Source organism: Paraburkholderia sp. (assembly GCF_036488505.1).
In the GTDB taxonomy this organism is placed as follows: Bacteria; Pseudomonadota; Gammaproteobacteria; order Burkholderiales; family Burkholderiaceae; genus Paraburkholderia.
In genome coordinates this window covers 1-17,254 of record NZ_DASXHN010000184.1, presented here as the reverse complement: position 1 = coordinate 17,254, position 17,254 = coordinate 1, and the positions used below count along the sequence as shown (strand labels likewise).

Annotated in this window: 16 protein-coding genes; 2 read left to right on the top strand and 14 right to left on the bottom strand. The window is 63.6% G+C overall.

Annotation, left to right across the window (positions count from 1 at the left end; all coding sequences use genetic code 11):
* The 4 genes from VGH68_RS10780 to VGH68_RS10765 all read right to left on the bottom strand — a co-directional run.
* A partial coding sequence (locus VGH68_RS10780; protein ID WP_331603596.1) for a YciI family protein occupies positions 1–397 on the bottom strand: 397 nt, incomplete at its 3' end.
* A gap of 179 nt (positions 398–576) precedes the next feature.
* Complete coding sequence (locus VGH68_RS10775) at positions 577–930, bottom strand: YciI family protein (RefSeq protein WP_331603594.1); 354 nt, start codon at positions 928–930, stop codon at positions 577–579.
* Between the two features lie 386 nt (positions 931–1,316).
* Positions 1,317–1,790, bottom strand: coding sequence for a hypothetical protein (locus tag VGH68_RS10770; RefSeq protein ID WP_331603593.1), 474 nt, complete (start codon positions 1,788–1,790; stop codon positions 1,317–1,319).
* Positions 1,791–2,596: 806 nt separating this feature from the next.
* Complete coding sequence (locus VGH68_RS10765; protein WP_331603592.1) at positions 2,597–2,869, bottom strand: DUF1488 domain-containing protein; 273 nt, start codon at positions 2,867–2,869, stop codon at positions 2,597–2,599.
* 648 nt (positions 2,870–3,517) lie between these two features.
* Between VGH68_RS10765 and VGH68_RS10760 the strand changes: the two genes are divergently transcribed.
* On the top strand, positions 3,518–3,868 hold the full coding sequence (locus VGH68_RS10760; RefSeq protein ID WP_331603600.1) for a DOPA 4,5-dioxygenase family protein: 351 nt from the start codon (positions 3,518–3,520) through the stop codon (positions 3,866–3,868).
* 99 nt (positions 3,869–3,967) lie between these two features.
* Here VGH68_RS10760 and VGH68_RS10755 read toward each other — a convergent pair whose 3' ends face one another.
* The 5 genes from VGH68_RS10755 to VGH68_RS10735 form a co-directional block, all read right to left on the bottom strand.
* On the bottom strand, positions 3,968–4,282 hold the full coding sequence (locus VGH68_RS10755) for a high-potential iron-sulfur protein (protein WP_331603590.1): 315 nt from the start codon (positions 4,280–4,282) through the stop codon (positions 3,968–3,970).
* A gap of 115 nt (positions 4,283–4,397) precedes the next feature.
* Positions 4,398–5,123 carry a nitroreductase gene (locus tag VGH68_RS10750; protein ID WP_331603589.1) on the bottom strand — a complete coding sequence of 242 codons (726 nt, stop codon included), beginning with the start codon at positions 5,121–5,123 and terminating at the stop codon, positions 4,398–4,400.
* Between the two features lie 157 nt (positions 5,124–5,280).
* Positions 5,281–6,003, bottom strand: coding sequence for a PepSY-associated TM helix domain-containing protein (locus tag VGH68_RS10745; RefSeq protein WP_331603588.1), 723 nt, complete (start codon positions 6,001–6,003; stop codon positions 5,281–5,283).
* Positions 6,000–6,683, bottom strand: coding sequence for a Fe2+-dependent dioxygenase (locus tag VGH68_RS10740; protein ID WP_331603587.1), 684 nt, complete (start codon positions 6,681–6,683; stop codon positions 6,000–6,002). The genes VGH68_RS10745 and VGH68_RS10740 overlap by 4 nt, the downstream gene beginning before the upstream one ends.
* A 65-nt stretch (positions 6,684–6,748) precedes the next feature.
* Complete coding sequence (locus tag VGH68_RS10735; RefSeq protein ID WP_331603586.1) at positions 6,749–8,977, bottom strand: TonB-dependent siderophore receptor; 2,229 nt, start codon at positions 8,975–8,977, stop codon at positions 6,749–6,751.
* Between the two features lie 260 nt (positions 8,978–9,237).
* Here VGH68_RS10735 and VGH68_RS10730 point away from each other — a divergent pair, with 260 nt between their 5' ends.
* The gene (locus tag VGH68_RS10730) at positions 9,238–10,233 is read left to right on the top strand and encodes an aldo/keto reductase (protein ID WP_331603585.1); all 996 of its coding nucleotides are present in this window, start codon (positions 9,238–9,240) and stop codon (positions 10,231–10,233) included.
* 57 nt (positions 10,234–10,290) lie between these two features.
* Here VGH68_RS10730 and VGH68_RS10725 read toward each other — a convergent pair whose 3' ends face one another.
* The 5 genes from VGH68_RS10725 to VGH68_RS10705 form a co-directional block, all read right to left on the bottom strand.
* Positions 10,291–10,857, bottom strand: a complete 567-nt coding sequence (locus VGH68_RS10725) for a YbhB/YbcL family Raf kinase inhibitor-like protein (RefSeq protein WP_331603599.1) — start codon at positions 10,855–10,857, stop codon at positions 10,291–10,293.
* Positions 10,858–10,894: 37 nt separating this feature from the next.
* Complete coding sequence (locus VGH68_RS10720; protein WP_331603598.1) at positions 10,895–11,689, bottom strand: ROK family protein; 795 nt, start codon at positions 11,687–11,689, stop codon at positions 10,895–10,897.
* 123 nt (positions 11,690–11,812) lie between these two features.
* Entirely contained in the window at positions 11,813–13,435 is a 1,623-nt protein-coding gene (gene zwf / locus VGH68_RS10715; RefSeq protein WP_331603584.1) for a glucose-6-phosphate dehydrogenase, read from the bottom strand.
* 201 nt (positions 13,436–13,636) lie between these two features.
* Positions 13,637–16,441, bottom strand: coding sequence for an MGH1-like glycoside hydrolase domain-containing protein (locus tag VGH68_RS10710; protein ID WP_331603583.1), 2,805 nt, complete (start codon positions 16,439–16,441; stop codon positions 13,637–13,639).
* Between the two features lie 50 nt (positions 16,442–16,491).
* A partial coding sequence (locus tag VGH68_RS10705; protein ID WP_331603582.1) for an amylo-alpha-1,6-glucosidase occupies positions 16,492–17,254 on the bottom strand: 763 nt, incomplete at its 5' end.

The window sequence follows — 17,254 nt, the reverse complement described above, 5'->3', positions numbered from 1 at the left end:
CGATCGTGCGCAAGCAATCGATTTGCGGGCCCGGCTCGAAGTCGTCCAGTTCGAACAACTGCCGCACCTCTATTTCACCATCGGCGTTCTCGCCGAACGGCGCGGGGAAGCGCCGTGCCCATTCCATCGCTTCCTCGCGCGAGCGCACCTGGATCAGCGTATAGCCGGCGATCAGTTCCTTGGTTTCCGCAAACGGGCCGTCGACAATGGTCCGCTTGCCGCCGCTGTAGCGCACGCGCCAGCCTTTCGAAGTCGGCTGCAGGCCGGTTGCATCGAGCAGCACGCCGGCTTTGGCAAGTTCTTCGTGGTATGCGCCCATTGCGGCGATCAGCGACGCTTCGGGCATCTCGCCGGCTTCGCTCGCGGCCGTGGCCTTGACGATGATCATGAATCGCATGGTCGTTGCTCCCTTTTTTTGAGTGGATCGTTGTCAGTGGATGCAGGTGAATCGATCGCGCAACCCGCGATGCGGGCACGCTCTTCATTCACACGACGACCGATGCGCGGCCGGATCGACACGCGCGTGCGTGCCCAGGGAAAGTACTTAGCGAAAGCCGCACGGTCCTGTCGCCGCGACTACATGAAACACGGTCCGAGCTTGCGCACCTCGACCGTGCACCACGACGCCGCCGGGCAGGCCTGTGCGATCGACACCGCTTCTTGGCGGGTGTCGCAGTTCAGCAGAAAGAAGCCGCCGATCATTTCCTTCGCCTCGGCGAACGGACCGTCGACGAGTTTCGGCTGACCATTGCGGACCTCCACGCGCACCGCTTCCTTTTGCGCGGTCAGCGATTCGGCCGCCAGCAGTTTGCCGCGCTCCTTCAGGCCGGCGGCGAATTGCAGCATCTGGTCGTAGACTTCGCGGCCCGCCGCTTCGCCGCGCTCGGCGCGTTGATTGGGGGGTTCGACGATGAGCAGCATGTAGGACATGGTGTCTCCGATTTCCGATTCGTTAGCGATTCGTTTGCGCTTCGCTTCTGGTGCTTGGACTCAATCGCGGTGGCCAATGAACAAGCATCAGCGGGAAAGAGGCGCAGCCAGTCTAGCAAGCACGCATGACAGCCGCAAACGGGAGGCGGCGCTTTGTTGGGCGCTTCGTTGGGCGCTTCGTTCGGCGCTTCGTTGGGCTCGTCGCGCCGCCGACCGGCGCATTGCGGGCGGCGTCGGAGGGAATTTGATCTACTGCCGCCGGAGACAAAAACGCCCCGCGTCGAACTGCCCCGAGCCTGGCTCAATATCCGGCTGCGGGAGTCTGTTCGACGCGGGGCGTTTTTTCGCCTGGTGTTACTGTTCCGCGGCGTCGCTGCGCTCGGGGCTTAGACCGCTGTTTCCGCGAACGCGCGCACCCGCGCGGATCTCACCAGACCTTCGATCATGCGCGCTTCCGCGCTGGCCAGTTCACCGAGCGACGCCGCCGACAATTGCCCGTCGAAAATCGCCAGCGCCGTGCACAGGCGGCCGTACTCGTGGTCTTCGAGCAACCAGCGGCCGTTCTCGCGTTCGCGTAAGTCGAGCCGCACCATCGCCGCGTGCGCGCCCTCGATATCGGCGAGCGCGCTTTCGCCGAGACCGATACGCGCGAGTTCCTGCGCGATCAGCAAATGGCGGCTGAGCGTGGTGTGCAGAGTGCGCGCGCCATCACCACGGCGGAACGCATCGAGTGCGGCGTAGGCTTGCAGCAGCATCGTCTGCGTGACGGGCGCGTGCGCGGCGCGGCTCTGGGTCAATGCGCTCAATAACGGGGACAGCGCCGCCTGGCGGGGCTTGCGAACTCGCGATTTGCGGGACATCGATTCAACCTCCTTGTCACTGCTGCGTCGGCTTCAACGCGACGGCGGTACGCGCCGCGCCGGCAAACGCCGCGCTCAAAACCGTCCGACGCATTTCACGCCCCACAGTTCACCAAACGCGGTACCGGTTATCGAACCGTATCGCACGATGCAGTCGCCCGCATATCGGTTCGAACCCGGCGGAAACAAGGCGCAGGTTCCATTCCAACGAAAAAAAGCCCTGCTCCGCGAGGAACAGGGCTGACAGGATGGAGCAAGTCGACCTGCGCGTGGATGCCTGCCGACCTTACATCAACCTACAGAGCTGTTGCTACCTGAACTGCTACTGCAATTTTTACTTCTACCAGGCTGACTTCGACTATTGATTCAACGGCTACTGCTGTTGCGATGCCTGCCCGTTACTGCGTTACTACCTGACACCACTGCATGCGGCATGGTCCCTCGTTGCTGACTGCGCCGCGCCGCACCCCCAACTGATTCGCGCTTGTCCTTGCGGGAGTACGCTTTTTACGTTGCTGCGACTACCGGTCCTTCACTGCAACTGCGAGTTACTTGCTGCCATCAACGGTACGGTTCAAAAACAGCGCGGGGGAAGTTCGCGCCGATGGAGTTCGGTGATTTGTCGCTCCATGGAAAACAGTGTAGCCGCGCAAGTACGGACGCAATTGCGCGAAGCGAGGGGCATTGGCGGGTTAATTTGGCGAATTAATGTAACAGCGCGGTGCGCGTCCGGATGCGCGCGGACGGCCGCTGCGTCGGCCATAAAACGACGGATTCAGGCGACGCTTCGGGGCGCGCCGCGAAGCTCAACCGCGCGTGGAAAAATCGTCGATCGTCAGTAGCACTTTTTCGCCCGGACGGGCGAGCATTTTCCGCTCCGCGATCGCGGTAATGCGCTTGCGCCCATCCTCGAATGTCTGCAGAACGCGCGCGTCGTCCGCGTCGCGTCGTAGCCAGAAGTGTTGTTCCAGCGCCTCGCGCGTGATCGCGCATTCGAGCTCGCGTCCACGCGACGAAAGCTGGAAGATCACCGTGCGTCCGTCTGCCGAGACGCTAGCTGCCGCCTCGATCGTCGTCATAACCCACCTCGTCACCTAGATTGCTACGTTCGCCGTACTGCTCGAACGCCGCCTGGAAAACCATATGATTTGCAACGGCCACCGTTACTACAACGTTCTTGCGCCACTGTTTTTACACGCGTTGTTTGGCATCCGCGGGTTGCACCGCTGCGGTGCGCGAGCGGCACTGCCTGCGCAACGCCGTGGACGGCGTACGACACCCGCATGAACCGTGCTTGCTCGCTACGCACCGGCCGCTCCTTCGACTAACGCATCGACCCTGAAATCCGCCGACAAAGGCACCGGATTATTCGGCCAGGCTGAACGCCGCCGCGACTCGCGCCGCCGCATTTGCATCGATAACCCAACAAGCCAGAACATAAGCGCGTGACAAAAAAGCGTTGAGCGCGAGACAATCGTCGCCATTCTTTTTCACGCCGCGCCGCGCCGCGCACACCATTGTGCGAGGTGGCGCGAAATAAGCTCACCGATATGCCCGCTCAACCGCCAGCGCAACTACCCGCGTTAAGCCTGCGCCCCGATCGGCTCGGCTTCGAGATTGTCGGCGAGGACCAGATACAGTTTCACATGCGCGTCGCGCCGCATACGCCGGCGCAGCGCGAAGCAGAACGAATGTCGGATAAAGGCTGATACACGATGAACACCGCGATGACTTTCCGTGATCCGTCAGCCATCGGGAGCTGGCACGCACACATCTATTTCGATGCGGCGACCCGCGATGCCGCGTGGGCGTTTCGCGAGCAGATCGCCGCGCACTGGGGCGACGCATTGCAGATCGGCCGTTTTCACGAACGGCCAGTCGGCCCGCATCCAATGTGGTCGTATCAGTTGGCGTTCACGCACGCGCAGTTCGCCGGCGTGGTCGGCTGGCTCACGCTCAATCACGGCGCGCTGGATGTGTTCGTGCACCCGAACACCGGCGACGCGCTGCGCGATCATCGCGATGCGGCGGTGTGGATCGGGCGTTCGTATGAGCTTGTTCTAGGTGCGTTGGGCTAAGTTGATGCCGCACGATCCGTCGCGTGGCTACGCGCGCACGGTCAGTGCATCGGCGCGGGCCATGCCGCCACCTGTCGCCCGCGCCGCGAACCGCCCGGCTCAGATGTTCGAATACGCACTACACCATCCACGCGAGGCGACCTGCTTGTCGCCAAACAACGTACAGCCACCGTACGTATCCGATGCCTTGCCCTGGAACAGCGAGCAGCTCGCGCACGCCTGCCCCGCCGCGAAGTTCGGGAATTTAGCCTTGTCGACCTTCGACGCATCGGCGACGTAACCGACAGCCTGCGCCTGCGGATCGGTCTCGTTGACCGTATTCGGCGCAGCGCCGGCAAACGCGGCGCGGGACAACGCGAGCGACGAGCCGACGCCCGCGCTTAGCAGCAAGAATCGGCGACGAGATGTTGTCATTTTCATAAGGCTCCGGGTGGGGACGGACAAATGCGATTCAATACACGACTAATGTGACCAGCGCGGCGTAGATCGAGAACGCGAAGAAAAAGACAGAAAACCTGAAATCGCATGCTCAATCGAAAAACCGCGCGAATTGCTCGACCGGTTCGCGCTCGGTACGCAACGCGTTGACCGGCGCGCTCTCGTCGGCGAAACCGAGTGCCATCCCGCACACGAACTGCTCGTTATCCGGCAAGCCGAGATAGTCGGCAATCAATCGATGAAACTGGATGAACGCGGCCTGCGGACAGGTATCGAGTCCGCGTCCGCGCGCGGCCGTCATGATTGCCTGCAAGAACATCCCGTAGTCGAGCCAGCTGCCGCGCTCGAGGCTGCGGTCGATCGTGAACAGCAACCCGACGGGAGCGTCGAAGAACCGGAAATTGCGGGAATGCTGCGCGTGCATGCGCGCCTTGTCGCTTCTGCCGATGCCGAGCAGGCTATACAGATCCCAGCCGATCTTGCGGCGCCGGTCGACAAACGGCGACAGCCACCGGCGCGGATAGTACGCATACTCGTCCTGATACAGCGTGTCGCGTTGCGGATCGTCATAAGCGGCGACCAGTTCGCGCGACAGCCGCGCGAGCGAGTCGCCGGTCAGCACGTACACTTTCCACGGCTGAATGTTGGTGCCCGACGGCGCACGGCTTGCGACTTCGAGAATCGCCTCGATATCGGCGCGCGGCACCGGTGTCGGCAGAAAGGCGCGCACCGAACGCCGCGTGATCAGCGCGGCATCGACAGGATTGGCAGGATTGGCGGTACTCGCCGGACTGGCAGGACTGGCGGGAGAGGGCATCGGCGGATGGCGGCAGAGCCAGCGAAGTGGGTCTGCGGCGATTCTAGCGCGTACCGGCTAAAGCCTGCGTGCAAGCGCGCAGGCTTTAGCCGCAGCGCGATGATCCGCGCGATACGACAAGTGATTGGTGATTGCAACGCGCGGCCGCAACCCGCGCTTACAGCGACCCCATGCACACGAGCGCGACGATCGACCCCAGCACGAGCACCGCGCCCACGGTCTTACGCTTGTTCAACTCGGTCCACAGCAGCACGCCAGTCAGCGACAACAGAATCAGGCTGCCCGCCAGCGTGTCGATCAGCAGCACCCAGCCGACGCTCAGACCGACACCCTTGTGCATATTCGTCAGCATCGCAAGGAAGGTGTTCTCACTGCGCTTGACCGTCACATAGCTATTGCCGACCCAGTATTCGGCCGAGGTATTCTCGCGCGGCGACGCGATATTCAGTTGCCAGTGCTCGGGCTGCACCACGCTGCGATCGCCCCATGCGACGCGATGCTCGGGCTCCTTTTGCACACGCCCCGGATTGCCGGCGATTTTCAGTTCGCCCTTGAGCCACTTCGCGAGTTCGCGCGGCGTTTCGGGCGCCGGTTGCGGCAACGGCACCTGCACGACCGACACCTGCGGCTCGCCGGTCGACACCTTGAGCGGGCCGCCGCGATGGTTCAGGAAGAACCCGGTGGTGCCGAACAACAGACCGAGGGCTGCGCCCCACAGCCCGACCCAGCTATGCACGTTGCGCAGCCACTTGATGAACGTCGCGCGACGCGAGCGCTGCTGGCGCGACTTGAGTTCGTCGCGATGGAGCCGCGGCAGCCGGTACTGGCCGTTCTCGCCGGCTGCGGACGATTGAGTTTCGATGCTCTCCGATACGCTCACGTTTCACTCCAGGTACGCAACAGATTGTGATAACAGCCGACAAGACTGCGGCGCGCGGTCTCATCAGCATGGGTGGCATTGAGCCGTTGAATCGCGGTGTCCATATCGAACAGCAGCGCGCGATGGGTGTCGTTGCGCACGAGGCTTTGCACCCAGAAGAAGCTCGCCACGCGCGCGCCGCGCGTGACGGGCGTCACCTGATGCAAGCTCGTCGCCGGATAGACGATCATGTCGCCCGCCGGCAGCTTGACCTGCTGCACGCCATAGGTGTCCTCGATCACGAGTTCGCCGCCGTCGTATTCGTCGGGCTCGCTGAGAAACAGCGTCACCGATACGTCGGTGCGCAGCTTCACGCCGTTCGGCAGCACCCGCACCGCGCCGTCGACGTGGCTGCCGAACTGCATGCCGCCCTCGTAACGGTTGAACAGCGGCGGATACACCTGGTTCGGCAACACCGCGCTGATGAACAGCGGGTTGCGCTCGATCGCCGCGACGATCACGTCGCCCAGTTCGTGTGCGATCGGCGTGCGCTCGGCGATCTGCTGGTTGCGCTTGACCGGCGCGCCCTGATAGCCGGCGGTCGCGCGGCCGTCGACCCACGCGTCGCCCGCCTGATCCAGCCGCTCGCGCATGAAGCGCAACTGCGCGGCGTCCAGTACCTTCGGAATGTGCAGCAACATAATGTTTCCTTTCGTGGGCTTGCCGGATGCAAACCCGCAAGCCTACTGCATGCGCTTGCCGTGCATCAGAAGCGGTAGTCGAACGTCGCGAGCAAGGTACGTCCGACGCCCGGCACCGAACGGCCGCCGTCCGACGGAATGAGCGCGTCGTAGTAGTACTTGTTGGTCAGGTTCAGCAGATTGAGGCGCACGTCGTACTTCTTCGCGTGATACGCGGCGGTCGCGTCCCAGCGCGTGTAGCCCGGCACCTTCACGTAGTTGGTATTCGACGCATAGCGCGGCGACATGTAGATCGGGCCGCCGCCGATTTCCCAATGCGGGGTGAGCGCGTAGGTCGTCCACAGCGTCAGCGTATTGCGCGGCGTGTTCGCCGGCGTGTGGCCCTGCGTGCCGTCGGACGCCTTCAGAATGATCGCGTCCATGTACGTGTAGCCGCCGAACACCTGCCACTTGTCGGTGATATGGCCGGTCACACCCGCCTGGAAGCCGTCCACGCGGATGTCGCCGGAAAGCTCGTATTCGGTCGGCGAAACCTGGGTGCGGGCGTTGTCCATTTCCTCGCGGAAGAACGCCGAGTTCACCGAGATGTTGCCGCCGAACAGATCCCACTTGCCGCCCACTTCGTACGACTTCGTCGACTCAGGCGCGAGGTTCTGCGTGAGATTCGTAACCGTCAGCGTTTCGAGCGACGGGTTGAACGACGTGCCGTACGACACGTAGTACGACTGCCAGTCGGTCGGCTGATAGATGACGCCGGTGCGCACGCTGGTGAAGTAGTTCGTTTGGCTCGCGAAACGCGGCGCGCTGACCGAGTTGGTGATCTCCGCCGAGAAGCGATCCCAGCGCACGCCGCCGATCAACTTCCATTGCGGCGTCAGCGTGATCGTGTCGTTCAGGTACGCGGACAATTCGTTCGCGCTCGAATCGGCGTAGTTGCCGACCGTCGTCGTCACGTTCGACGGCGTGCCCATGATCGGCGGATTGAGCATCGGCACGATCGGCAGGTTGTTTCGCGTGTACGCCTGATTCGAGTAGGTATCGCGGCCGATTTCCACCCCGGCGATCAGATCGTGTTTGATCGGCCCGGTGTCGAATTTGTACTCGAGCATCGTGTCGTTGTAGATCGCGTGGTTCTCGATCACACGGTCATGACTCTGCAGCTTGATGAACAGCTGCGACGGCGACAGCGTCGTGAAGTTGCCGTTGGTGAGCGCGGTGCTGGTCGCGAGCGGGCCGGTCAGTACCGCCTGCGGTGCGGTTTCGCGCGCGTCGGTGGTCGAGTGGGAGATCTGCGTCTGGTTCGTCAGCGTGAGGCTGTCCGAGAACCTGTGCTTGATCGCGGCGGTGAAGATCTGCACGTCCTGGATCGTACGGTCGCTGGTCAAACCGTAGAAGGTGTTCTTCGGCACCGGCGACGGGCGGCCGTTCAACGCCTGAATCCCGTAGTCGGGCATGTCGTTGTTACGCTGGATCAGCGCGGACAGCGTGATCTCGGTCGGCGTGCCGATGCCGAAGCGCAGTTCCGGCGCGACGCCGAAGTCCTTGTTCTTCATCACGTCGCGCGTCGAACCGAGGCTCTGTCCGAACGCGTTCAGGCGGATCGCCGAGGTGTCGGTCAGCTTGTGGTTCACGTCGACGGTCGAGCGGTAGCGGTCGTCGGTGCCGATCATCCCGGAGACTTCGGCAGAATCCGTCAGGTTCGCTTTCTTCGTGACCTGGTTGATCACACCGCCGGTCGAGCCGCGGCCGAACAGCATCGACGACGGGCCGTACAGCACTTCCAGCGCTTCGAGATCGAATGTGTCGCGGTAGTACTGGTTACGGTCGCGAAAGCCGTCCAGATAGATGTCGTTCTGGGCGGTAAAGCCACGCAGGTTGATGTTGTTGCCGATCTGGCCGCCTTCGGCCGCGCCGATCGTCACACCCGGCGCGTTGCGCAGCGCGTCCGTGAACGACGTCGCCCCTTGCGAGGCGAGCAGGTCGCGGTTGATCACGGTGACGGTCTGCGGAATGTCGCGCAGCGCGGTCGGCGTCTTCGCGCCGACGCTCGAACGCTCCGTCTGGAAGTCGGGTTGAACCGCCTGCCCCTGCACGCCGATGGCCGGCAGCGTCTGCACGTCCCCGGACGGCGCGGTGGTCTGCGCGGTCGCTGCGCTGTTTGCCCCGTTCGCCGGCACGCTCGACGCGGCCGGCTGCAACGCACCTGGCGGCGCCGTCTGCGCGACGACCGGGGTCGCGAAAGGAACGGTCAAAGCTAGCGCTAACGCTGTCGCGAGCGGCGTGTGATTGAGCATGGAAATCCCGTCAGGTATGCGTTCGCCGAATTCGCGTGGGCTGGCACGAATTGATGGCAAGGCCGCAAATGGCTGGCTACCGCTTCCCTTTCTTGTTTGCGCGGGAAATGACGGGATGGCTGGCTTGTTTTAAATGAGAATCGATATCATTCCACACGTGCGCAGCACGATCAATGCGTTTATCCTTTTTACAACACCCGTCACGGCGCGATGCCGCGCGGGCTCGTTCCCGACAGTCCCATTCCTTCTGGAGTCGACCTATGCAATACAGCCAGTTCGGCCGCACCGGCCTGAGCGTTTCGCGCCTGTGTCTGGGCACCATGACTTTCGGCTTGCAAACCGAAGAATCCGCAGCGCACCGTATTCTCGACACGGCCGCGGACGCCGGCGTCAATTTCATCGACACCGCCAACGTCTATCCGCTCGGGGGTGGCGAGCGCCTGGCGGGGCGCACCGAGGAAATCATCGGTAGGTGGCTGAAGGGCAAGCGCGAGCGATTTATCGTCGCGACCAAGGCGGTCGGCAAGGTCGGGCCGGCCCCATGGGACCAAGGCGCGTCGCGCAAGCATCTGCTCGATGCGATCGACGTGTCGCTGCGCCGCCTCGGCACCGACTACGTCGATCTGTACCAGCTCCATTCGGACGACTTGAAAACGCCGCTCGACGAAACGCTCGAAGCCCTCGACGTCATCGTGCGTTCCGGCAAAGCACGTTATATCGGCGTGTCGAACTTTCTCGCGTATCGGCTTGCGCGCGCACTGGGACGCGCGGACGTGCTGCGCGTCGCGCGCTTCGTATCGGTGCAGCCGCGCTACAACCTGCTGTTTCGCGAGATCGAACGCGAGTTGCTGCCGCTGGCCGCCGAGGAGCAACTGGCGGTGATGCCGTACAACCCGCTCGCCGGCGGGCTGCTCACGGGTAAGCACCGGCACGATGCGAAGCCCGCCGAAGGACGTTTCACCGAAACGGTCGGCGAGGCCGGCGCGAGGTATCAGGAGCGCTATTGGCATGAGCGCGAGTTCGAGACGATCGAGCAGTTGAAATCGATCGTCGCGCCGACCGGCGAATCGCTGACGAAGATTTCGCTCGCGTGGGTGCTCGCGAATCCACTGATCACGTCGGCGATTGTCGGCGCGAGCCGGGCGGAGCAACTGACCGACTCGCTCGCGACCGCCGACTTCGTACTCGATGGCGCGCTCAAAACGCAGCTCGACCAGGCGAGCGTGCAATACCGCTGGGGCGACGCGGCGCGATAGACGCGTCACGCGGATGCGCTACGCGCGCCGCGCGTTGGCAGCGCCGGCCGCGCGCCCTTACCGCCCATAGCGCAGCACGGTGCTCGTCGCAGCGAGCACATGGTCCTTGATCGCCGCGAGAAACGCATCGCGCGTCAAGCCGGCCGGCAGCGCGCCGGGTGCCAGGTCGAGCGCATACACCTGCGCGACGTAGTGGTGCGGCACCTCGCCCACTGGCGGACAAGGCCCGTAATACCCGGGGCCGCCGGTGCGGTTGGTGCCGGACACGCCGCCAGGGGGCACTGCCTCCCCTTCCGCGAGTCCGGTCGTGGCCGGCGCGATGCCGTACACGATCCAATGCACGATGCCCAGTCCCTTCGCGCCGTCGGGGTCGAAAATCGTCACCGCGAAACTGTTCGTGCCGGCCGGCGCGTTCTGCCATTGCAATGCCGGCGATACGTTGCCCCCGCCACAACTGTTGGCGCTCGCCGCATGGCTCCCGTCGAGCGTGCCGCCGTCGGCCATTCCCGGCGACGTCACGGCGAACGGCTGCGCCGCATACGCATGCGCGCTCGCATACGCGAACATCGCGCAGATGCCGACGGAGAGCAGCCTCCGCGCAAGGTCCAGATTGCTGCGAATCATCATTGTGAGTCACCGTGCTGGCGGTCGCATTGCGTGATCAATCGCGGCTGAACCGCCCGGTTTTCTGCGTCGCCTCCGGCAACTGCCGCGTTTCGCGCACCGACAGCGGATGCCACAAGCGCGCGCCGCCCTCGATACCGGCATCGTTCGACACGGTCGCGACATTCGGCGGCAACTCGAAGTTGATTCGCGCCGCGTTACCGCCGCCGATCCACAGCTTGTCGTAATTGACCAGCAAATCCAGAATGCCGATCACCTTCTTCACGCGCCGGTTCCAGCGTTTGTTGCCGATCTGCTCGCGCGCGGCCTCGCCGATGTATTCGTCGTATGCGACACCCTTCTTGCTTACCGGATGATGCGCAAGCTCCAGATGCGGCATCAGCTCGCCATCGCGGAACATCGCGGTGCCCGCGCCGGTGCCGAGCGTCAGCACGAATTCGAGGCCGTGCCCTTCGATCGCGGCGAAGCCCTGCATTTCGGCGTCGTTGATCATCCGCACCGGCAAGCCGCCCAGGCGCTGAGCAAACGAATCCGCGAGCGGGATGTCATGCCAGCCCTCGATGCCGAAATGTGGCGCGGTCAGAATCCGGTTATCGCGCACGACACCCGGAAAGCCGATCGAGATCAATGTAGGCGGCACCTGTTCGACGAGCGGCGCAACCAGTTGCACCAGCGTATCGACGAGTTGATCGGGCGTGCACGGATGCGGCGTGGCGACGCGCACGCGCTCGGTCTTCATCTGTCCGTCGGCGCCGATGATCGAAGCCTTCAAACCGGTGCCGCCGACGTCGATCGCGAGAATGTTCTCGTTGCTGTTCTTCGGCGCGCTCATGGTTTTTGCGGTGACCTTCGTTGCTGCTACGCCGTTCTTCGCTGTCGCGTTCTTCTTGCCTGTCATCACGATATTCCCCGTTGCGTTGGTGCGAGTGTCAATACGTACGTTCAACCGCTCTGGTTACTTCTTTCCGGCCGCATCGGGTCGCAACGGCCGCCATGCGTGGCCGTCGCGCGCGAGCAGCGCATCGGCCTCGGCCGGCCCTTCGCTGCCGGCCGGATAACCATGCACCTCGATCGGGCCGCCAATCTTCGGATGCAGCACCTCATCGACCGCGCACCAGCTCGTCTCGATGCTGTCCGCGCGCTGGAACAGCGTCTCGTCGCCGAGCATGCAGTCGTACAGCAGCGTTTCATAGCCGACGTTCGCGCGCTCGGCAAAGAAGTCGTTGTAGTCGAACGACGACTGCACCGCACCGACCTGCATCACCGGCCCCGGCGTTTTGACGTTGAAGTCGAAGCTCGTGCCGTGCGCGGGATCGATGCGCAACGTCAGCACGTTCGGTGTGAGCGCATCGACCGGCGTATCGCGAAACAGCCGGAACGGCACCGGCTTCAACTGCACCGAAATCTCGGTGCGGCGCGCGGCGAGCCGCTTGCCGGTGCGCAGATAAAACGGCACGCCGGCCCAGCGCCAGTTCTCGACGAACACGCGCGCCGCCGCATAGGTTTCCGTCGTGCTGTCGGGCGCCACGTCGGCTTCCTCGCGATATCCCACGCCGGCCGGCCCCTTTTCATACTGGCCGAACACGACATCGTGACGCGTGAGCGGCTGGATTGCCTCGGACAGCTCCGCTTTCTTGTCGCGCACCGCTTCGGCATCGAACGAATTGGGCGGCTCCATTGCAACCATGCCGAGCAGCTGGAACAGATGGTTCGGCACCATGTCGCGAAACGCGCCGGTCTGCTCATAAAACGCGCCGCGTCCTTCGATACCGATCGTTTCGGCCGCCGTGATCTGCACACAGTCGATATATTCGCGCCGCCAGATCGGCTCGAACAGCGCATTCGCGAAGCGCACCGCGAGAATGCTCTGCACGGTGTCCTTGCCGAGAAAATGATCGATGCGGTACACCTGCTGCTCGCTCGCATACGACAGGATGTGCGCGTTCAGATCGCGCGCCGACGTCACGTCGGTGCCGAACGGCTTCTCGATCACGAGATGACGAAAGCCGCCGTTGGCATCGTCGCCCTCTTTCAGCAAACCGGTCTTGCCGAGACGCTCGACGATCGGCTTGAAAAAGCGCGCGCTAACCGCGAGGTAAAAAATCACGTTGCCGCTGCGCTGCTGCGCGAGCTTCTGCTTGAGTTGCGCGAACGTATCGTCGGATTCGAATTCGCCCGCCATATATTCCAGACGTTGCGCGACCCAGTTCCACGCGTTGTCGTCGAGTTTGCCGGCGTGGAACGTGCTGGCCTTGTCGGCGGCGAACTGCTGCAACGACGCGTGCAGATCGCCGACCCATTCGCTGGTTGCGCGCTCGCCGTGATTGACGCCGATGATCTTCATCCCGTCGTCGAGCAGGCCATCGACCGCGAGGTTATAGAGCGCGGGCATCAACAACCGCCGGGTCAGGTCGCCGCCCGCGCCGAAGATCACGAGCGTGCACGGCGGCGCTGGCTTCTTGCCGGCGGGCGACGGCAACGCATCGTGCGGACTCGCGGTGATCTTGCAGCTACGCACCGGAGCCGTATCCGGTTGAGAAGAAGAGGAAGAGGCGGAGGGATTGGATGTAGTCGACATGAGATTCACCTGGACCTGGACGAACCAATGGAAGGGACGTGGCGAGACGCAAACGCGATACCTGAAAGACTGCGCATGGCCTCGCACAGTTCAATCACGATCATCCGGGCTGCACGGCCGGGCCACTTGTATGCCGCATGTAATCCCGCGCATTCGCTTATCGAGCCGCGCGTGAGCGCGGCAGCTGCGGCCATGGTGCGCTTACTTCGTCGCCGCGCTCGCGACTGACGGTTCGGATTCCCGCTCGGGCGTGGCCGCCGCGGCAGGCGTCACTACCGTCCCGGTTGGGATCGGCGCGCGCGCGGCAGGCTCGCCCGCAAGCGGCACATTACCCGACGCCGCCATCGCGCGCGGCTGCAACAGCAACGCAATCAGCCCAGTCCAGCCAGTCTGATGCGAAGCCCCTACACCCCGCCCGTTATCGCCGTGAAAGTACTCGTGAAACAGAATCAGGTCCTGCGAACGCGGGTCCGCCTGCAATAGCGGATACGCACCCATAACCGGCCGCTCGCCATCCCGGTTCTTCAGGAACAGCGTAGTCGCACGGCGCGCGAGTTCGTCGGCGATTTCGCTCAGCGAGAACATCTGCCCTGAACCGGTCGGATATTCGACGCGAAAGTCGTCGCCGTAATAGCGGTGAAATTCGTACAGCGATTCGATCAGCAGATAATTGACCGGCATCCACACTGGCCCGCGCCAGTTCGAATTGCCGCCGAACACTCCTGTGTCGGATTCGGCCGGCAGGTATTTGACGCAGAAGCTGTTGCCGTTATGCGTGAATACGAACGGGTGATCACGATGAAAACGCGACAGCGCGCGCACGCCGTGGTCCGAAAGAAACTCGCTTTCGTCGAGCGCGCGGCGCAGCAACGCCTTCATCCGATGCCCGCGCAATAGCGACAGCAACAACGCATTGCCCTTGCCGGGCTCGTTCCAGCGCGACACGAGCCTGGCAAGATCGGGGCGATGCTCGAGGAACCACACGAGCCGTTCGCGCAGTCCCGGCAAGCCGCCATGCAACCGCTCTTCCAGCACGTGCACCGCAAACAGCGGGATCAGTCCGACGATCGAGCGCACGCGCATCGGGACATTGCTGCCATCGGGCAGCCGCAGCTTGTCGTAAAAGAACTCGTCCTGGCTGTCCCACAGGCCGGTATCGCAACCATCGTCGCAGCTGACGGCCTCCGCGATATACAGGAAGTGCTCAAAAAACTTCACGCCGATATCGACGAACACATGGTTCGCGTACGCGAGTTCGAGTGCGATGCGCATCAGGTCGAGCGCATACGCGGCCATCCACGCGGTGCCGTCGGACTGATCGATATGGCCGCCGGTCGGTAGCGGCGACGAGCGATCGAAGATGCCCACGTTGTCGAGCCCGAGAAAGCCACCCTGGAAAATATTGTGACCGTCGGCGTCCTTGCGATTCACCCACCACGAAAAGTTCAGCAGCAGCTTGTGAAAAACGAGTTCGAGGAAATCGCGATCCGCCTTGCCGGTCAGCGCGCGGTCGATCTCGTACACCCGCCACGCGGCCCACGCATGCACCGGCGGATTGGCGTCGCTAAGCGCCCATTCGTAGGCGGGCAACTGGCCATTCGGATGCTGATAGCGGTCCTTCACCAGCAGCAGCAGTTGCTTCTTCGCGAACGCGGGATCGATCAGCGCGAACGCCGCCGCATGAAACGCAAGGTCCCACGACGCGTACCACGGGTACTCCCACTTGTCCGGCATCGACACGATGTCCGCGTTGCACAGATGCCGCCAATCGGCGTTGCGGCCACGTTTGCGTCCCGTGGGCGGCGGCGGCTGCAATGGATCGCCGTCGAGCCAGCGCTGCACGTCATACTGGTAGTACTGCTTCGACCACAGCATGCCGGCGAGCGCCTGGCGCTGCACGAGGCGCGCGTCGGGATTGGCGATCTCGTGTTGCAGCGCGCCATAGAATTCATCGGCCTCCGCGATGCGGCGCGCGAATAGTGCGTCGGCGTCGAACGGTGCGTCGTCGGTCACGGATTGCGAGCGCCAGCGCAGATACACGACCGCGCGGCCATGCGGGGCAAATTCCAGGGCCGCGTGCGCGGCGGCCTTGGTCCCCGCGTCATGGCGAATCGCGTTCGCGTCGCCGTGCAGCAGATAGTCGTTGAAGCCGTCCTTGAATGGACCCGCGCCGTCCATGTTGAACAGACGCTTCACGTTCGTGTCGTTTTCGCAGAACAGCCACGTGAGCGACGCATCGCGCGACCACGCGGTCACGACGATCGGCTCATGCACATGATGATGGCCAACCAGGTGAACCGCGCCGTCATGATCGGTGCCGATCGTGAGCTTCGGCTTGTCGTTGTTCTCTTTCCACGACCACGAATTGCGCGCCCAGATTTGCGGCAGCACGTCGAGCGACGCGCTTTCGTCCGCGCGATTTTCGATCGTCACGCGCATCACGATGTCGTTCGGCGTGTGCTTCGCGTATTCGACCTGCACGTCGAAATAGCGCAAATCATCGAACGCGCCGGTATCGAGGATTTCGTACTCCGGCATATCGCCGCCCCGGCGCGCGTTTTCGTCGATCAAATCCTGGTACGGATACGCCGCATGCGGGTACTTGTAAAGCATGCGCATATACGAATGTGTCGGCGTGCCGTCGAGATAGAAGTACAGCTCTTTCACGTCCTCGCCGTGATTGCCCTGCGAATTCGTCAGGCCGAACAGGCGCTCCTTGAGGATCGGGTCGTTCCGATTCCACAGCGCGAGTGACACACACCAGCTAAGCCGGTCGTCGCCGAAACCGGCGATGCCGTCTTCGCCCCAGCGGTAGGCGCGGCTACGCGCATGGTCGTGCGGAAAGGAGTCCCACGCGGTGCCGTTCGGGCTGTAGTCCTCGCGCACCGTGCCCCACTGGCGCTCGCTCAGATACGGCCCCCAGCGCTGCCAGTGGGCGCAATCGGCAGAATGCAGCCGGGAACCTTCGACGGTGGCGAGCACATTGGCGGCGCGCAGCGGTGGCATGACGGAGTCCTTGCAGCAGGCTTGCGGTGGGACCCACATCGTAGCGCGGTTTACGTGCTATCGCGCTCGAATTGGGCAAGCAGGTCTTCGATGCGCAGCAGCTCGCCGAGCGACCACGCCTGGAACGGCGTGCCCGCGGGCACATGCGGCGCGTCGCCAGCGGCGATTTCGGACAGGTGGTCGAGCCCCGCGCGATCGAGGTGGGCGTACAGCGGATCGAGAAAACGTGCTCTCGCCTGCGCGCGGTTTGCAGGGGTCGCGCCGTCAGTGCGCAGCCACGCTTCGACGAACGGGCCGATCAGCCATAGCCACACCGTGCCTTGATGATAGGCGCCGTCGCGCGCAAGCGGCGAGCCGCCGTAGTGCCCACGATAAGCCGGATCGGATGGTGCGAGCGAACGCAAGCCGAGCGGCGTCAGCAGTTGCGCTTCGACCTGGTCCAGCACCGCGCGCGCCGCGTCGCCTTCGAGCAGCGCGAACGGCAGGCCCCCGACCGCGAATATCTGGTTCGGGCGGATCGCGCGGTCGACGGTGCCAGGCACGTGGTCGACGTCGACGTTATCGAACAGCGTCTGCGTCGCCGGATCAACGAAACGCCGGCGAAACGCGAGCGTCGCGCGCGCCGCCTGCTTCCGCCATTGCGGGTTCCATGCCGATGCGATCCGCAGCGCGTTGATCCATAGCGCCTGCACCTCGACCGGCTTGCCGATACGCGGCGTGACCACCCAGTCGCCGACCTTCGCATCCATCCAGGTGAGCTGCACGCCGGGCATGCCGGCGCGCAGCAGTCCATCATCGGAACAAGCGCCGATG

Excerpts from the sequence above, each read along its gene's own strand:
- VGH68_RS10775 (WP_331603594.1), bottom strand. The coding sequence starts at position 930 with ATGTCCTACATGCTGCTCATCGTCGAACCCCCCAATCAACGCGCCGAG.
- VGH68_RS10770 (WP_331603593.1), bottom strand. The coding sequence starts at position 1,790 with ATGTCCCGCAAATCGCGAGTTCGCAAGCCCCGCCAGGCGGCGCTGTCC.
- VGH68_RS10765 (WP_331603592.1), bottom strand. The coding sequence starts at position 2,869 with ATGACGACGATCGAGGCGGCAGCTAGCGTCTCGGCAGACGGACGCACG.
- VGH68_RS10760 (WP_331603600.1), top strand. The coding sequence starts at position 3,518 with ATGACTTTCCGTGATCCGTCAGCCATCGGGAGCTGGCACGCACACATC.
- VGH68_RS10755 (WP_331603590.1), bottom strand. The coding sequence starts at position 4,282 with ATGACAACATCTCGTCGCCGATTCTTGCTGCTAAGCGCGGGCGTCGGC.
- VGH68_RS10750 (WP_331603589.1), bottom strand. The coding sequence starts at position 5,123 with ATGCCCTCTCCCGCCAGTCCTGCCAGTCCGGCGAGTACCGCCAATCCT.
- VGH68_RS10740 (WP_331603587.1), bottom strand. The coding sequence starts at position 6,683 with ATGTTGCTGCACATTCCGAAGGTACTGGACGCCGCGCAGTTGCGCTTC.
- VGH68_RS10735 (WP_331603586.1), bottom strand. The coding sequence starts at position 8,977 with ATGCTCAATCACACGCCGCTCGCGACAGCGTTAGCGCTAGCTTTGACC.
- VGH68_RS10730 (WP_331603585.1), top strand. The coding sequence starts at position 9,238 with ATGCAATACAGCCAGTTCGGCCGCACCGGCCTGAGCGTTTCGCGCCTG.
- VGH68_RS10725 (WP_331603599.1), bottom strand. The coding sequence starts at position 10,857 with ATGATTCGCAGCAATCTGGACCTTGCGCGGAGGCTGCTCTCCGTCGGC.
- VGH68_RS10720 (WP_331603598.1), bottom strand. The coding sequence starts at position 11,689 with ATGAGCGCGCCGAAGAACAGCAACGAGAACATTCTCGCGATCGACGTC.
- zwf (WP_331603584.1), bottom strand. The coding sequence starts at position 13,435 with ATGTCGACTACATCCAATCCCTCCGCCTCTTCCTCTTCTTCTCAACCG.
- VGH68_RS10710 (WP_331603583.1), bottom strand. The coding sequence starts at position 16,441 with ATGCCACCGCTGCGCGCCGCCAATGTGCTCGCCACCGTCGAAGGTTCC.